This is a genomic window from Streptomyces sp. NBC_00873 (genome assembly GCF_045207415.1).
Lineage (GTDB): Bacteria > Actinomycetota > Actinomycetes > Streptomycetales > Streptomycetaceae > Streptomyces.
Genome location: NZ_CP108803.1, coordinates 8,540,785 through 8,555,794 on the forward strand (window position 1 = coordinate 8,540,785; position 15,010 = coordinate 8,555,794).

At 69.6% G+C, this 15,010-nt stretch carries 14 protein-coding genes; 10 read left to right on the plus strand and 4 right to left on the minus strand.

All coding sequences use genetic code 11. The annotated features are described in order from the left end of the window. Positions 1-331: 331 nt before the first annotated feature. The 7 genes from OH809_RS39555 to OH809_RS39585 are packed head-to-tail and all read left to right on the plus strand — an operon-like array spanning position 332 to position 7,567. On the plus strand, positions 332-1,312 hold the full coding sequence (locus OH809_RS39555) for an LLM class flavin-dependent oxidoreductase (protein ID WP_406381698.1): 981 nt from the start codon (positions 332-334) through the stop codon (positions 1,310-1,312). After that, positions 1,309-2,277, plus strand: coding sequence for a CoA transferase subunit A (locus tag OH809_RS39560; protein WP_406381697.1), 969 nt, complete (start codon positions 1,309-1,311; stop codon positions 2,275-2,277). The genes OH809_RS39555 and OH809_RS39560 overlap by 4 nt, the downstream gene beginning before the upstream one ends. Next, the gene (locus OH809_RS39565; RefSeq protein WP_406516152.1) at positions 2,274-3,149 is read left to right on the plus strand and encodes a CoA-transferase subunit beta; all 876 of its coding nucleotides are present in this window, start codon (positions 2,274-2,276) and stop codon (positions 3,147-3,149) included. Before OH809_RS39560 ends, OH809_RS39565 begins: the two co-directional genes overlap by 4 nt. Before the next feature lie 38 nt (positions 3,150-3,187). Further along, positions 3,188-4,057, plus strand: coding sequence for an FAD binding domain-containing protein (locus OH809_RS39570; RefSeq protein WP_406516153.1), 870 nt, complete (start codon positions 3,188-3,190; stop codon positions 4,055-4,057). After that, complete coding sequence (locus tag OH809_RS39575) at positions 4,054-4,551, plus strand: (2Fe-2S)-binding protein (RefSeq protein ID WP_406416261.1); 498 nt, start codon at positions 4,054-4,056, stop codon at positions 4,549-4,551. Before OH809_RS39570 ends, OH809_RS39575 begins: the two co-directional genes overlap by 4 nt. Next, entirely contained in the window at positions 4,548-6,911 is a 2,364-nt protein-coding gene (locus OH809_RS39580; RefSeq protein WP_406516154.1) for a xanthine dehydrogenase family protein molybdopterin-binding subunit, read from the plus strand. The genes OH809_RS39575 and OH809_RS39580 overlap by 4 nt, the downstream gene beginning before the upstream one ends. Continuing rightward, positions 6,908-7,567: an SRPBCC family protein gene (locus tag OH809_RS39585; RefSeq protein WP_406416257.1), complete on the plus strand. Its 660-nt coding sequence runs from the start codon at positions 6,908-6,910 to the stop codon at positions 7,565-7,567. Before OH809_RS39580 ends, OH809_RS39585 begins: the two co-directional genes overlap by 4 nt. Positions 7,568-7,675: 108 nt before the next feature. Here the strand turns inward: OH809_RS39585 and OH809_RS39590 are convergent, their stop codons facing one another. Further along, the gene (locus OH809_RS39590; RefSeq protein ID WP_406516155.1) at positions 7,676-9,322 is read right to left on the minus strand and encodes a PucR family transcriptional regulator; all 1,647 of its coding nucleotides are present in this window, start codon (positions 9,320-9,322) and stop codon (positions 7,676-7,678) included. A 155-nt stretch (positions 9,323-9,477) separates the two neighbouring features. On the opposite strand from OH809_RS39590, the gene npdG reads away from it, so the two are divergent. The 3 genes from npdG to OH809_RS39605 all read left to right on the plus strand — a co-directional run bounded on the left by npdG (position 9,478) and on the right by OH809_RS39605 (position 12,042). Further along, entirely contained in the window at positions 9,478-10,146 is a 669-nt protein-coding gene (npdG, locus tag OH809_RS39595; protein WP_406516156.1) for an NADPH-dependent F420 reductase, read from the plus strand. Further along, positions 10,143-10,799, plus strand: coding sequence for a 2-phospho-L-lactate guanylyltransferase (gene cofC, locus OH809_RS39600; RefSeq protein WP_406416252.1), 657 nt, complete (start codon positions 10,143-10,145; stop codon positions 10,797-10,799). The genes npdG and cofC overlap by 4 nt, the downstream gene beginning before the upstream one ends. A 118-nt stretch (positions 10,800-10,917) precedes the next feature. Beyond that, on the plus strand, positions 10,918-12,042 hold the full coding sequence (locus tag OH809_RS39605; RefSeq protein ID WP_406416250.1) for an XdhC family protein: 1,125 nt from the start codon (positions 10,918-10,920) through the stop codon (positions 12,040-12,042). Here OH809_RS39605 and OH809_RS39610 read toward each other — a convergent pair whose 3' ends face one another. From OH809_RS39610 to OH809_RS39620, 3 genes are all read right to left on the minus strand, one after another. Next, entirely contained in the window at positions 12,043-12,204 is a 162-nt protein-coding gene (locus OH809_RS39610; RefSeq protein ID WP_406416249.1) for a hypothetical protein, read from the minus strand. A gap of 108 nt (positions 12,205-12,312) precedes the next feature. After that, positions 12,313-13,734 (minus strand): purine-cytosine permease family protein, encoded by a 1,422-nt coding sequence (locus OH809_RS39615; protein ID WP_406416247.1) that lies wholly within the window; start codon positions 13,732-13,734, stop codon positions 12,313-12,315. 448 nt (positions 13,735-14,182) lie between these two features. Further along, positions 14,183-14,956 (minus strand): transposase family protein, encoded by a 774-nt coding sequence (locus OH809_RS39620; protein WP_406416245.1) that lies wholly within the window; start codon positions 14,954-14,956, stop codon positions 14,183-14,185. Positions 14,957-15,010: the final 54 nt, after the last annotated feature.

Sequence of the window (15,010 nt, forward strand, 5' to 3'; positions counted from 1 at the left end):
CGGCGGGGATCACCGAGGCCTCGACACCGGGGGAGGTCCACAGCCGAGCCGTGACGGAACCCAGGTTCAGCGTGCACCCGACGGCGTTCCGTGAGTCCTGGCGCGTGGTTGAGGACGCCGAGGCCGACGAGAACGGCCGCTCGCTCGCCGTCCTGCATAAGCACGTTCCGGCCGGCGCCCGGCGTTCGTATCGGGTGACAAGGAAGGTGGCGACCCTATGTCAGTCGATGCCATGTCCTTGGTGATCTCTCCCACATAGCGTGTCGCCCGAGCGGGGCTCCCAGCCGCACCACGCCCAGCTCATGACCGGCTCGAGACAAGGGAGCACATCATGTCCGTCAGGTTCGGACTGGCGATCGAGAACTTCACCTCGGCGGAGAGGGCCCCCGACCTCCAGCACCTCGTCGAGTACAGCAAACGCGCCGAGGAGCTCGGCTACACCTCGCTGTGGGCCTGGGACCATCTCTTCCTGGGCAGTAAGCAGCCCTTCCCGCAGCTCGAGGCACTGACCACCCTCGCAGTGCTCGCCGCGAACACCTCCACCGTGACGCTCGGCACGGGCATCCTGGTGCTGCCCATCCGCGACCCTGCGCTGCTGGCCAAAACCGCCGCGACCATCCAGGATTTCTCGCACGGGCGGCTTTGCCTGGGCGTCGCCGCCGGGTGGTACGAGCGGGAGTTCGACGCGACGGGCACGCAGTTCAAGGGGCGCGGCCGGATCTTCGAGCGGACGCTGGAGATCTGCAAGCAGCTGTGGACCGAGGACGAGGTCACCGGTGACTGGGACGACCTGTCCTTCCGCCGGGTGCGCATGCTGCCGAAGCCGCAGCCTCGCCCCGGTCTGCTCATCGGCGGCTACGTCGACCGGGTGCTGCGCCGGGTGGCGACCCTCGGCGACGGGTGGCTGACCTACTTCTACACGCCGGAGGCGTTCGCGGCGTCCTGGGCCAAAATCCGTCAGTACGCCGAAGAGGCCGGTCGCAACCCCGACGAGCTGCGCAACGTCTCCCAACTGCCGCTGTGCATCGGCGAGTCCAAGGAGGCCGCGCTGGCGCGGTCCGGGCCGTGGCTGGCGTCGTACTTCGACACGCCGGCCTGGAGCGACGCCACGCCCGACAGCGCGATCGCCGGCACTCCGGAGCAGTGCGCCGAGCAGCTACAGGGGCACATCGAAGCCGGGGTGCAGGAGATCTGCCTGGTCCCGCACGGCTACGAGCAGGAGCAGGTCGAGCGGTTCGCCGCAGAGGTCAGGCCGCTGCTGGGTGCGGGAGCGCCGGTGGTCGCGGCCGCAGCGCAAGGAGCGCAGTCGTGACCCTGAGGTCGGCCGCGGTCCCGGACACGGTCGGGGCCAGGGAGGAGCTCGAGCGGCGCACCCGGCCCCGGGTCGATAAGGTCGTCTCGGCGCGGGATGCCATCGGTGCGTACGTCACCGACGGCGACGTAATCGCCGTCGGAGGAACCAATCACGCCCGTACGCCGATGGCGCTGCTGATCGAGGTGCTCCGCCAGGGGCGCCACGGGCTCTCGCTCGCCCGGCCGCTGACGTGCTTCGAGGCGGAGCTCTTCATCGCCACGGGGATGGCCGACCGGCTGATCACCAGCTGGGTGGGCATCGGCCACGGCTGGGGCCTGGCCAAGGTGCTCAGGGAGTACGCCGAGTCCGGCCGGGTCGTCTACGAGGAGTGGAGCCACCTCGGCCTCGGCCTTCGCTACAAGGCCGGCGGCATGGGCATCCCGTTCCTGCCGTCGTACTCGATGATGGGATCCGATATCGGACACCGGCTCGATGTCGCAGAGGTCACCTGTCCGTGCACGGGGCAAACGCTCAACGCGGTACCGAGCCTCAACCCCGACGTCGCGCTGATCCACGTCCAGCGCTCCGACGTCCACGGCAACGCGCAGATCGACGGCTACGAGCTCATGGACGCCGACATCGCGCGCGCCGCACGACGTGTCGTCCTCTCCACCGAGGAGATCGTCAGTACGGAGGTCATCCAGCGGGACTCGTCGCGCACTGTCATCCCCGCGTTCGCCGTCGACGCCGTGGTGCACCAGCCCATGGGCGCCTACCCGCACGAATGCTACGGACGCTATCTCGCCGACGAGGACGCGTTCCGGGAGTACGCCGAACGGATCCGCGCCCAGGGTGCGGCGGGCGCACGCGAGTACGTCACGAGCCTCGTCAAGCACCCCCACCACGACGGTTTCATCGGCTCGGTGCCGTCGGAGCGACTCGACAACCTCGTGCGGGGCGCGAAGGGAATGATGCCGCGATGACAGCCGCGAACGACCAGGTCGCGAACGATGCGCAGCCGCTGCGGCCCTCACCGTCCGAAGTGATGACGGTCGCGGCGAGCAGGATTCTCGAGGACCACAAAGTGATCTTCGCGGGGATCGGGCAGCCGCTGGTCGCCGCGGCACTGGCCCGTCGTCGTCAGGCACCCAACCTGACCGTCGTCCTCGAGGGCGGCATGATCGGTATTGACCTCATGCCGGGCGAACTGCCCGACTCGACCAACGAGATGCGGGCCGCGGTCGGCGCCGAGATGGTCACCTCCGCGACCGACATCTTCCTCCTGGCCCAGCGCGGATTCTTCGACTACGGCTTCCTGGGTGCCGCCCAGGTCGACATGTACGGCAACGTCAACACCTCCGTGATCGGCCACCACGACCGACCGTCCACCCGCCTGCCCGGCCCGGGCGGTGGCAACGACATCGCTTCCCTGTGCAACCAAACCGTCATCGTGACCAACCACGAGCTCCGGCGCTTCGTGGAGAAGGTCGACTTCGTCACCAGTCCCGGGTACCTGACCGGCGGTGACAGCAGGCGATCCGCCGGCCTGAGGCACGGGGGGCCGAGCTGGGTCGTCACGGACCTCGCCTGCATGGACTTCGACGAGGAAACCCGTCGGATGCGGGTGCGCCACCTGCAGCCCGGGGTGACGCTGGCTCAGGTTCGCGCGGCCACCGGATTCGAGCTGCTCGTCGCCGACGAGGTCACCACGCTCGAGCCGGTCACCGAGGGCGAGCTCTCCGTGCTGCGCCGGCTCACCGGCGACCTGGTCGCCGACCCCAGGCCGGACGTGCCCACCAAGAACGTTGCCGACCCCCGGCCGGACGTGTCCACCAAGAACGGAGCTCTCCGGTGACCACACAACCCAGTCTCCGGCAGGCTCACGGTGACCGTGTGCAGCCCACGTCATTCGAGTACCAGCGCGCCGACTCCTGGGACGAGGCCGTCGAACTGCTGCAGATCTGGCAGGGCGAGGCGAAGATCATCGCCGGCGGCCAGAGCCTGGTCCCGATGATGAACCTGCGGCTGACGCTGCCGGCCGCGTTGATCGACGTCAACGGCATCGGCGACCAAGGGGGGCCACGGATCGAGAGCTCGGCCGAGGCACCGGTGCTGGTCATCCCCGCACTGACCCGTCACGCCACGGTCCTGACCTCTCCGGTCGTCGCGGAGCACGCGCCCCTGCTGCGGCACGCGGTGCGCCTGGTCGGCAACGTGCGGGTCCGCAACCGCGGCACGTTCGGCGGCAGCGTGGCCCACGCGGACCCGACCGGCGAGATCCCGTGCAGCGCGCTGGCGCTCGGGGGCGTCGTGCGGATGCAGAGCCCGCGCGGCGTGCGCGACGTCCCGATCACGGAGTTTTTCCGCACCTACCTGACGACGGCCGCCGAGGACGACGAGGTGGTCACCGAGATCCGCATCCCGAGCTCCGCGGGAGAGCCGTGGGCGTTCGACGAGGTGACGCGCCGGTTCTCCGACTTCGCGACCGTCGCGGTCGCGGTGCAGGCCAGGGCCGCCCGGCCGGCCGTCGTGCTGGGCGGCGTAGCCGACCGGCCGCTCCGGGTCGCCGACGACCTCGTCGGCGGCGTCGACGTCCACGACGAGGCCGGGCTCGACAGCACGGCCGGCGCCGTCGCCGACAGCGTGAACCCCGAAAGTGATGTCCACGCCAGTGCGGACTACCGTCGCCGGCTCGTGCGCGTCCTCGTCCGCCGGGCCCTCACCACGGCGCTCGCGCCCCAGGACAAGGGAGTAGGCGCATGATGCGCACACAGGTCCGGCTTCTCGTCAACGGCGAGGAGCACGATCTCTGGATCCGCAGTGACCGCACCCTGCTCAATGCCCTGCACGACGACATCGGCCTGCCCGACGTGCGCTACGGCTGCAACGAAGGGGTCTGCGGCACCTGCACGGTGCTGATCGACGGTCAGCCCACGAGCGCCTGCCTGATGTTCGCCGTGCAGGCCGAAGGGCACGAGGTCACGACGCTGCACGGGCTGGCGGATCCCGCCCGTGAGCTGCACCCCCTGCAGAAGTGCTTCCTGGAGCGGGGCGGCGCTCAATGCGGCTTCTGCACACCCGGGATGATGCTGACCGCGGCGGCGATGAAGGAGCGCACACCCGACGCCTCCCGCGACGACATCCGCTACGAGCTGGTGGGGAACCTGTGCCGCTGCACCGGTTACACAGCGATCGTCGACTCGGTCGAGGCATGGATGCACGGCGAACACTGCGGCGACGCGGGGGAGCGGGAATGACCGAGACGACCGGGCGCAAGACCACGACCCGCGGGAAGAAGGCGGCCGAGGAGCCCTCCTTCAACATCGTCGGCACCTCGCCGGGTCACCACGACTTCGTGGACAAGGTGCGCGGGACGCTGCACTACGCGGCTGACTGGAAGCTCCCGGGGATGCTCCACGGGAAGATCGTACGGTCCGAGATGGCCTCGGCCCGGATCACCTCGATCGACGTCAGCGCGGCGCGCAAACTCGACGGCGTGGTCGCGGTACTCACCGCTGACGACGTGCCGCACAACGAGATCGTCGAGCACGCCAGCGGCGGCCTCGGCGAGCTGATCATCGTCCAGCCGGTGCTGGCGAGCGACCGGGTGCGCTACGTCGGCGAGCCGGTCGTGCTCATCGCCGCGGTCGACCAGGAGACGGCCGACGAGGCGGCCGACCTCGTCCACATCGAGTACGAGCCGCTCCCCGGGGTGTTCTCGCCCCACGACGCGATGCACGACGACGCACCGCTGGTGCACGATGCCGGCAACGTCCTGGTCAACTGGCGTCTGGAGCGCGGCGACGTCGACGCGGCCTTCGCCGAGGCCGACGTCGTCATCGAGAACACCTACCAGACCCAGCACGTCGAGCACGCGTACCTCGAGACCGAGGCGGGCGTCGGGTGGATCGAGAACGACGTCGTCACGCTCCGGGTGTCCACGCAGGTCATCGAGCACGCCACCGAGATCGCCCAGATCATCGGTGTGCCGCACCACAAGGTGCGGGTCATCGCGTCGTACATGGGCGGCGGGTTCGGCGGCAAGGAGGACATGACCGTCGAGCCCTACCTCGGCCTCCTGGTCTGGAAGACGCGGAAGCCGGTGCGCGTGGTCTGGACCCGTCAGGAGTCACTGATGGCCAGCACGAAGCGGCACCCGTTCACGATGCACTACCGCACGGCGGCGACGCGGGAGGGCCGCATCCTGGCGATGGAGGCCGACATAGTCGGCGACGCCGGCGCCTACCCCTGCCTGAGCGCGCGCATCCTCTTCGCCGGCGCGGCACTGTCCACCGGCCCCTACAAGGTCCCGGCGCTGCGCACGCGCTCCCGAGCCGTGTTCACCAACAACGTGCCGACGAGCGCCTTCCGTGGCTTCGGCGCGATGCAGGTCGTGCTCGGCTACGAGTCCCAGCTCGACCAGCTGGCCGACGCCGTCGACACGAGCCGCACGGCGATCCGGGACCTGAACTATGTCGAGAAGGGTGACGTGATCACCTCCGGCGAGCCGATCACCACGGCGGTGGCGGTGACCGAGACCCGCGAGAAGGCGCTGGCCCGGCTCGGCCCGCCGAGCCCCTCGTCCGGGCCCGGCAAGGTCGTGGGCCAGGGCTTCGGCAACAGCATGCAGCCCTACGGCCGCACCATCTGGTTCCGCGACCACGCCTCGGCGTGGGTGACGCTCCAGGCGGACGGCACGCTGCTGATCCGCAGCGGTGTCACCGACCTGGGGGCCGGCCAGGCCGCGAGCCTGTGCCAGCTCGCGGCCGAGGTGTTGGGCGTGCCGCTGGAAGCCATCAGCGTCTACATCGGCGACACCGCGCTCAACCCGCCGGCCGGCGGCACCTTCGCGACCCGGCAGCTGTACATGTCGGGCAACGCCATCCTGAGGGCCAGCGGCGCGTTGCGTGACCAACTGGCGCCGGTGGCGGCCACTTTGCTCAGCGCGGAGCCGGACACGTTGATCTGGAAGGACGGCAAGGTCACCACGGCCACGGGCACGAGCGAGGTCACTCTCGCCGACGTGGCCCGCGCCGCTCAGGACGCCGCGGTCGACACCTCCGTTCTCTCCACCTGGCGGGCGCCCTCGGGTCGGTTCGACCCCGAGGTCGGCCAGGGCGGAACCTTCCCCGACTACACCTTCGGTACCCACGCGGCCGAGGTGGAGGTCGACCTGGAGACCGGCGTGGTGCGACTCACGAAGTACGCCGCCTGCCACGACGTCGGACGGGCCATCAATCCGGTGCGTGCGACGGGGCAGATCCAAGGAGGCGCGATGCAGGGCATCGGGTACGCACTCACCGAGGAGTGCGTGCTCGTCGAGGGCAACCCGCTCTCGACCCTGTTCGCCAACTACCTGATCCCGTGCTCGATGGACGTCCCGGACGTGCAGGTCGATCTGGTCGAGAGCGGTGAGGGCCGTGGGCCGTTCAACGCCCGGGGAATCGGCGAGCCGCCTATTGGGCCGCCTGCCGCGGCCATCGCGAGCGCGATCGAGAACGCCATCGGTCGCCGGCCGACCACCCTTCCGATCACTCCCGAGCGCGTCCTCGCGCTGCTTGACGACCAGCACGCCGAGGGATCGACTGTGAACGCTGAGGAGGCGTTGGGACGATGAAACTCCACCACACCACGACGGTGCAGGCCAGCCCGGCAGAGGTTTGGCAGTTCCTCCAGGACACCCGCGCGGTCGTCGCCTGCCTGCCCGGCGCGGAGCTCACCGACGAGCTCGAGAACGACCGGTACGGCGGTGCACTCCACATCGCCATCGGACCACTGAAGATGAACTACAACGGTCAGGTCGACGTGCTCCGGCGCGATGCCCAGGCCCGTGAGCTGGAGTTCGCGGCGTCGGGACGCGACCGCCGCGGTGGAGGATCGGTCCGGGCCGACGTACGGGTAGGGGTCGCGAACGCCGGGAACGGGACGAGCCGGCTGGAGTCGGTGACCGACCTGCAGCTGACCGGACGGATCGCCGCGCTCGGACGCGGGGTCCAGGACGTCTCCAACACGATGTTCGTCGACTTCTCCCGTCGCCTCGCGGACCGCATCGCCACGGGAACGGCCGACGTCGGGCAGGTCCACGCCGCCACCGCGACGGCTACCGCCCAGGGGCCCGGACCCGCGCTGGGCAGCGCGGCGCCGGTCGCGCGGCAGGCAGACCGCCAGGCCTCGCTATCCAGCGAGATCAAGCTCACGCAGCTGGTCGTGAGCGTGGCTCGTCAGCGACTCGCCGCTATGTTCGCGCGCTGGAGCGAGAAGCTGCGCCCATAAGGGACGCGACCCAGATCGTCGGGCGGGGTCACAGCCGGCTGCCGCAGCGGCCCCCACCCGGCTTCGGCCTACCCCGAAAGGCAGAGGCCATGGCCGGGGCGGTTCCGGCTAACTCTGATGCGTGGATGCGATCGTCGGCATCTGGCGGATCTGGAGGGCGACGAACACCTTCACCGCGGTCGCCGTACTACTGCTGAACGGGCCGAGAAGGCGCTCGAGTTTGGCCAGCCGATAACGAAGGGTGTTGTAGTGGTAGTGCAGGTGCCGCGCGGTCTCGGCCATGTTCATGTTGAACTCGACCAGCGTCTCAAGAGTTTTGAGGAGTTCGTTCCGCTCCTGCTCAGGAAGCTTGGTCAAGGGGCCCAGAACCTCGTCGACGAAGGTCTGCAACTCGGCCTCCTCGACCTGGGCGAGTAGCTTGAACAGCCCCAGATCGTCGTACGCGGTGACAGCGCCCGGGCCGCCGATTTTCCGACCGACGCGCAGGGCGGAAAGCGCCTCCTGGTAGGCGACCGGAATACCCAGCGGTCCGCGGTGCACACGGCTCACGCCGACCGCGTACTCGCCGCGGACGAACTGGGCGACCTCGGCCTGAATCGAGCGAACCGCTACGGGAGTTCCATGCTCGGCGCCGACGACAGCCACGAGTTCGGCGCCGAGGCCGGCGGCCGCCGCCTTACGGTCCTTGCCGTGCACGGCCGAGATCCAGAACTCGAGGGCACGCTCGTTCGCGAGGCGTTTCTGGGCGGCGTTGCCATGGTCGTCGGCGCCGTCCTTGCGGCTGACCAGGACGACGACCTCACGATCGAGGTCCCAGCCGAACCCGAAGCCGCGCGCGGCCGAGTCCGCGATCTCGGACTCGGCGCCCGTCATCAACTCGTAGAGCGCGTTGGAGGAGAACTGCCGCTCCCGCGCACTCACGGCGAGGTCGCGGGTGAACTCGAGCGCGGCGATGACGGCAGCCTGGTCGACGGCCACCTGGTCGAACTCGCCGAAGGCGCGGCTGGTCTCGATGGCGACGACGAAGCCGTGCTGGAGGGAGCCGGCGCGGATCGGCCGGATCAGCCGGCCCTGCTCGCCCTCGTTCCCGCCGGCCGCGCCGTCGCGGAGCCGCTGGATGATCAGGCGGCCGTCGTGGACCAGGTCCAGCTCGTCGGCCCGGGTGACGTCGCCGGTTTGGGTCCGAACGATGCCGTGCTGGTCGCTGATGAACACCCCCGCGTCACCGAGCAGATGGGAGAGCTTGCGCGCGAGCTGGTTCAGACCGCCACCGGTGAGCGTCACCGCGAGGAACGACTGGTGGAGTTCGTGCGCGCGCTCCAGCGCCGCGGCCTGCCGGTTCACGATCGTCGAGAAGGTGTGACTGAGGATGTCGTCGAACCTGATGTGCTCCGGAATCAGGACCAACGGCAGTCCGAGTTCCTCGGCGGTGGCGACGGCCGTCGTACTGAGGTCGGGCAGGTATCGGTCGATCTTGACCCCGATGCCGGCGAGCCCGAGCCGGCGCAGGCCGCGCAGCAGCTCCGCCTGGCCGACGTCGTCGCGGGGCAGGGGATAGCCGGTGGCCAGCAAGAACTCATCGGGCTTCACCCACGGCCCGATGTCCGGCACCGTCATGACGTTCAGTGCGCAGATGCTGTGGCTAAGGCCCTGACGGCCAGCGACCAGCTCGGCGCCTTCCATCACCTCGTGGCCCAACAGCTCACCAACGGTGAGGCCCTGTCCGAAGTCGCCCGATGGCGCGCTCCCAGTCATGCACCCGTATTTTAGGAGTAAGAGCCAAAAGGTGCACAAGATGTTCGTCGCAATAGCCATACTCCGCGAGTGACTAGACTCGTAGGCTCCGTGGACCGGTGACGGCTCGACGCCTGTCGCCGAAGGCATGTCGTCGGGACACCGGAGGTAGCACGATGAGCACGATCGCGGTCATCGGAGGCACCGGCCCACAGGGGAAGGGGCTCGCCTATCGCTTCGCCCGCGGCGGACACGACGTCGTACTCGGGTCACGCGACGAAGCGCGGGCCGCCCAGGCTGCCGACGAGCTCGCCGCGCGCCTGGGCGCGCGCGGCGGCACGGTCGCCGGGGCGGGGAACGCGGCGGCCGCGACGAAGGCCGAAGTCGTCCTCCTCGCCGTCCCGTACGCCGGTCACGACGCCCTAGTCGCGTCCCTGGCTGCTGAGCTCGCCGGCAAGGTCGTCGTCAGCTGCGTCAACCCGCTCGGCTTCGACCAGCGCGGCCCCCACGGTCTCGACCTGGGTGGGACCTCTGCCGCCGAGACAGCGCAGGGCCTGCTGCCCGACAGCGTGGTGGTCGGCGCCTTCCACCACCTCTCGGCGGTATCGCTGAACGGGGACGCCGACCTGCTCGACCACGAGGACGTACTGGTCTGCGGGGACGACCCGGAGGCGAAGCAGACGGTCATGGAGCTCGCGGCGACCATCACCGGCAAGCCGGGCATCGACGCCGGAGCGCTGCGGCTGGCGCGGCAGCTCGAGCCGCTGACCGCCGTGCTCATCTCGATCAACAAGCGGTACAAGGCCCGCTCCGGTCTGGCCATCCACGGCGTGAACGGGTCATGACCGAGCAACTGCGGTGGTGGGTCGTCGTTCCGATGAAGGACATCCGCCATGCCAAGTCGCGGCTCGGCGGCGACCCGGGCCGGCGGCGGGCGCTCGCGGTCGCCATGGCGCGCGACACGCTCCACGCCGTCGCCGGAGCGGTCTGCGTCGACGGCGTCGTCCTCGTCTGCGATCAGCCGGACGACGTACCTGACCTGATGGTCCCGGGCGTGCGCGTCGAGGTGCGGCCCGGCCTCGGCCTCAACGACGCCCTCAGCGCCGGCTCCGCCGTGGTGCGGGCCGACAACGCCCGTCGACACCTCGCGGCGCTGCCCGCGGACCTGCCGTACCTGCGCAGCGACGAGCTGACGGTCGCCCTCGGCCGCGTCGCCCGTCACCCGCGCGCCGTGGTGGCGGACCGCGAGGGCGTCGGCACCGCGCTGCTCACCTCACGCGCCGGAACGCAACTGCTCCCGGCTTTCGGCCTGGACTCACTCACCCGTCACCGCGCCTCGGGCGCCCGGGAGGTCCTCCTCCCGGCACGGTCCGGCCTGCGCCGTGACGTCGACCACCAGGAGGACCTGATGCCCGGGCCCGGCCTCGGTCCGCACACCCACGCGACGTTGCGCGGCGGTCGCGTCCTGGCTGCGGCGGAGGAAGGAGCGCGGTGCTGACCGGCATCCCACGCGGGTCGGGCGCCGACGCCCCCACCGATGAGGAGATTGCGGGAGATGGACGAAATCAACGACGACTTCCCTGAAACCGAGGTCTGGAACGCCAAGGACGTGATCCATGCGTGAGGTCCTCGGCGAGCTGCTCGCCTCGTGGCGTGCCGGCGAGTCGGTCGCCATGGGGACCGTCGTCGCGACCTTCAGGTCGGCGCCGCGGCCGCCGGGGGCATCGATGCTGGTCTGCCCAGACGGGAGCGTCGTGGGCTCGGTCTCAGGCGGCTGCGTCGAGGGCGCGGTCGTCGAGTTGGGCCAGCAGGTCCTCCAGGACCGCGTACCGGTGTTGGAGCGCTACGGCGTGTCGGACGACGACGCCTTCGCCGTCGGCCTGACCTGCGGCGGGATCCTCGACGTGTACGTCGAGAAGGTCGACCGAACGACCTTCCCGGAGCTTGAAGACCTGGCGGGTGAGGTAGAGGCGGGGCGGCCGGTGGCCGTGGCGACCGTGGTCGCCCACCCCGATCCCGCCGTCCTTGGCCGACGGATCCTGGTGCGGCCGGGCGCAGCGTTTTCCGGAGGCCTCGGCAACGACCGGATGGACGGCGCCGTCGCCGACGACGCGCTGGGCCTGCTCGCGGCCGGCTCCAGCGAGACGCTCGGCTACGGACCCGAGGGTGAGCGCCGGGGCGAGGGGATGCGGGTGTTCATCCGCAGCTTCGCCCCGCGCCCGCGCATGCTGGTGTTCGGCGCCATCGACTTCGCCGCTGCCGTCGCCCGGGTGGGGACCTTTCTCGGCTACCGGGTGACGGTCTGCGACGCCCGGCCCGTGTTCGCGACGCATGCCCGCTTCCCCGACGCCGACGAGGTCGTCGTCGACTGGCCGCACCGCTATCTCCAGGCGCAGGCCGACACCGGGGAGATCGACGACCGCACCGTGATGTGCGTGCTGACGCACGACCCCAAGTTCGACGTCCCGCTGCTCGAGGTCGCGCTGCGGCTCCCGGAGGTCGCCTACATCGGGGCGATGGGTTCGCGGCGGACTCATGAGGACCGCCTCCGTCGTCTGCGGGAAGCCGGCCTGACTCCCTCGGAGATCGAGCGGCTGTCGAGCCCCCTCGGCCTCGACCTCGGCGCGCGGACGCCGGAGGAGACCGCGATCAGCATCGCCGCCGAGATCATCGCCCGCCGCTGGGGCGGCAGCGGCCGACGGCTCGCGACGGTCGACGGGCGGATCCACCGAGAGGACTGATCAGCCGCCGATCGCGCTCATCGGGCGGTCAGGCTGCAGGAAGTCCGGGGCGCCGCCCCTGCGGCCGGCGCGCTTGCCCCACCGGGCGGTCCGCCTGCGCCCGGCGATCTCGGCGCCCGACGCCCCGCACCGGAGCAGGCAGACTGTGGAGGTGCGACTCATCGCGTGCGAACAGGCAGTCGCGGACCCGGCCTTCGGCGCAGCGAGTGTCCTGTCCGGCCGGAGCCGGGCAGGACACTGGCCTGTCGTTGAGCCTTCGGGGCGGCGCGGTCAGGCGCGGTCGCGCTCCACGTGGCGTACGTCGATCGCGGCCGGCGGGGCGACTCGAGGACGCCACACGCCGAAGATCACCGCGGCGACGATGGCCGAGACGAAGTAGCTGAAGTCCGCCCCGTGCAGCGCCTCGGCGATCGGGCCCGTGTAGAACTCGGTGCCCATGAACGGAACCGAGATGGCGGTACCGACCACCAGCGCGGTGAGTCCAGGGGCTCCGAAGCGCCCGAACACGCCGTCACGCTCATAGAAGTTGCGGATCGCGGGATAGCCACGCCCTGAGCGGTGGACGATGAAGTAGTCGACCAACAAGACGGCCAGCCACGGCGTGATGTAGTACGACACGACGTGCAGGAACAGGCGGAAGTTCGCCTGGAACTCGGCACCTCCGAAAACCAGGGCGAGGAAGAGCCCGAAGAGTCCGGCGATCGTCACCGTCACCCACTGCGGGAGCCGCAGGTCGCAGGTCAGAGTCGCCATCGCACCGCTGTAGAGGTTCACCGCGTTGTGCGGGATCGCCGAGATGCCGAGCGTCAGCAGCACCACGTAGCGCAGCCAGTCGGGCAGGGCGACCTCGAGGGCGCTGAGCACGTCCCCGTTCGGTGCGAGGGTGATGAGTCCAGCACCCAGCACCATCATCCAGGTCGTCGACGCGAACAGTCCGGCGGTCGCCGCCTTGACGACCGACGACGGCTTGCTGGCCTCGGGCAGGTAGCGCGAGTAGTCCGACGCGTACGGTGCCCAGCTCGCGGTGTAGCCGAACACGACCGTGAACATCACGAGCCACGCTAACCAGTAGTCGCTGCCCGAGGTGCTCGGCTCTACGCCCGGGCCGCCGCCGTGCGCGATCAGCACGATCGAGACGACTGTCAGCAGAACGAAGCTGAGCTTCGTGATCCAGTCGCCGAGAATGTGCAGGATGCGGTAGCCGTAGACGCCGATCACGATGTTCAGCGCGGCGACAACGACGACCGTCGGCTCGTACGGCGTCTTGAACAGGTCGGCCAGAGACTGCGCGCCGAGCACGGTCCCGACGGTGTAGTACCCGACGAACACCAGGAGGGAGAGCAGTGCCGGAAGGAAGTTGCCGAAATAGCCGAACGCCGCACGTCCCATGGGGAGTTGCGGCATGCCCAGGCGAGGGCCCATCGCAGCGCACAGACCGGTACCGACCGAGCCCAGGAAGTTTCCCATCACGATGGCGGTCATGCTGCCCCAGAAGCCGAGCCCGAGCACCCCGCCGCTGGAGCCGACGAAGATGCCTGCCAGGTAGATCACGGGTGCGAACCGCACGGTGAACTGGTTGCTGGGGCGACCGTATCGGCGACTCGGTTCGACATAGGCGATGCCATGGCGTTCGAGTGCCAGAGTCGCTCTGTCCGCCGGCTCGGCTTGAGCCGACGTGGGATTGTCCTTCATCACAGATCCTCGGTTCCTCTGTCGGGCCGGCACGACAACCAAGACGCACACGGCCTTGGGTCCGAGTGCCCGGGGGTGGCCTTATTTCGAAGCTCGGGAGGCACCGCTGGCTGCCTCGGCGGCGTGACCCGCCTTCTCGCTCTCTCAAGCCCATCGGGTGTGACATCGGCAACATTAGGGAGCCGTGTCACCCGATGCCCATGGCACCAAGCGCCAAGGCAGAACACCCAGCCTTAGCTGAGACCGCCATCTGAAGTTCCCCTGGGGAACTTCACTTGGACGGACCGACTTCCGCGACACACTACGAGGCTTGGTCGCGGCCGTGCCAAAGATGGATTTCGGGCAATGAGAAGTTTTCATCCTGATGTCGCAGGTCACGGGGCTGGTGTGAGCTTGTGGTGGGGTGCTCGTGCTGGCCAGAGCGTGATCGGTAGCAGGTGATCGTCTGTCACCTCTGGACCTCGCTGTTCGCGAGGACGAGCAGGGCCCGCAGGAGAGGGGTCGCGTGACGGGCGTCCATGCGGACCTTGGTGAGGAGGCGCCAGGTTTTGAGGTTCGCGAAGCCGTGCTCGACGGCGGCGCGTTCGCGGCTGAGCAGGCGGTTGGCTTCCTTCTCGGCGGCGGTGAGCTTGTGGTTCCGGGTGGCCTTGCGGCCCGTGATGATCACCGGGTTGTCGTCGGGGTCGTCGTCCAGTCCGACGAAGCCGAGATCGGCCAGGGCCCCGAGCCCGGCCTCGCGGAGGTGTCCGTTGAGCCTGTCGTGGCGGGCGGTAGTGATCTCGCTGGAGCGTCCGGGCTTGGCCGCCGAGATCCAGATCAGATTGCCCTTGACGTCGGTGAGGGCGAGAAACAGCAGGCCATGGGCCTTGTGCTTCCCAGAATAGTTTCTCCGGTTCTCGGCTCCGGTGCGGCGGCGGGTGCGCACGAGGGTGCCGTCCAGCAGGACGACGACCCCGCCCCTGCGGGCGATTTTCTTCAGCGCGCGGTCCAGGCGTGGGGCGCGGGTGGAGAGCAGGTTGATCACTTCGAGCACCCAGCGGCGCACGGTGGAGGCGGAGACGTCGTTGCCGCCGGCCATGTCGAGAAGGCGCTGGTCGTGGCGCAGGACGGCCAGCACGATGATCGCCTGGGTGCCGGGGGTGACCTTGCGCCAGCGGGTGCCCAGTGTCTTGCGCTGCTTGCGTATCAAGTCGGCGACGAGGTCGAGAGTCCGCTTCGACACCGGGAGGCGAACCTGGTAGACAGCATGCTGAGAGCCCTCGGCGGGCCGGTTTTT

Excerpts from the sequence above, each read along its gene's own strand:
- OH809_RS39555 (WP_406381698.1), top strand. The coding sequence starts at position 332 with ATGTCCGTCAGGTTCGGACTGGCGATCGAGAACTTCACCTCGGCGGAG.
- cofC (WP_406416252.1), top strand. The coding sequence starts at position 10,143 with ATGACCGAGCAACTGCGGTGGTGGGTCGTCGTTCCGATGAAGGACATC.
- OH809_RS39585 (WP_406416257.1), top strand. The coding sequence starts at position 6,908 with ATGAAACTCCACCACACCACGACGGTGCAGGCCAGCCCGGCAGAGGTT.
- OH809_RS39610 (WP_406416249.1), bottom strand. The coding sequence starts at position 12,204 with ATGAGTCGCACCTCCACAGTCTGCCTGCTCCGGTGCGGGGCGTCGGGC.
- OH809_RS39590 (WP_406516155.1), bottom strand. The coding sequence starts at position 9,322 with ATGACTGGGAGCGCGCCATCGGGCGACTTCGGACAGGGCCTCACCGTT.
- OH809_RS39580 (WP_406516154.1), top strand. The coding sequence starts at position 4,548 with ATGACCGAGACGACCGGGCGCAAGACCACGACCCGCGGGAAGAAGGCG.
- OH809_RS39615 (WP_406416247.1), bottom strand. The coding sequence starts at position 13,734 with ATGAAGGACAATCCCACGTCGGCTCAAGCCGAGCCGGCGGACAGAGCG.
- OH809_RS39565 (WP_406516152.1), top strand. The coding sequence starts at position 2,274 with ATGACAGCCGCGAACGACCAGGTCGCGAACGATGCGCAGCCGCTGCGG.
- OH809_RS39605 (WP_406416250.1), top strand. The coding sequence starts at position 10,918 with ATGCGTGAGGTCCTCGGCGAGCTGCTCGCCTCGTGGCGTGCCGGCGAG.
- npdG (WP_406516156.1), top strand. The coding sequence starts at position 9,478 with ATGAGCACGATCGCGGTCATCGGAGGCACCGGCCCACAGGGGAAGGGG.
- OH809_RS39575 (WP_406416261.1), top strand. The coding sequence starts at position 4,054 with ATGATGCGCACACAGGTCCGGCTTCTCGTCAACGGCGAGGAGCACGAT.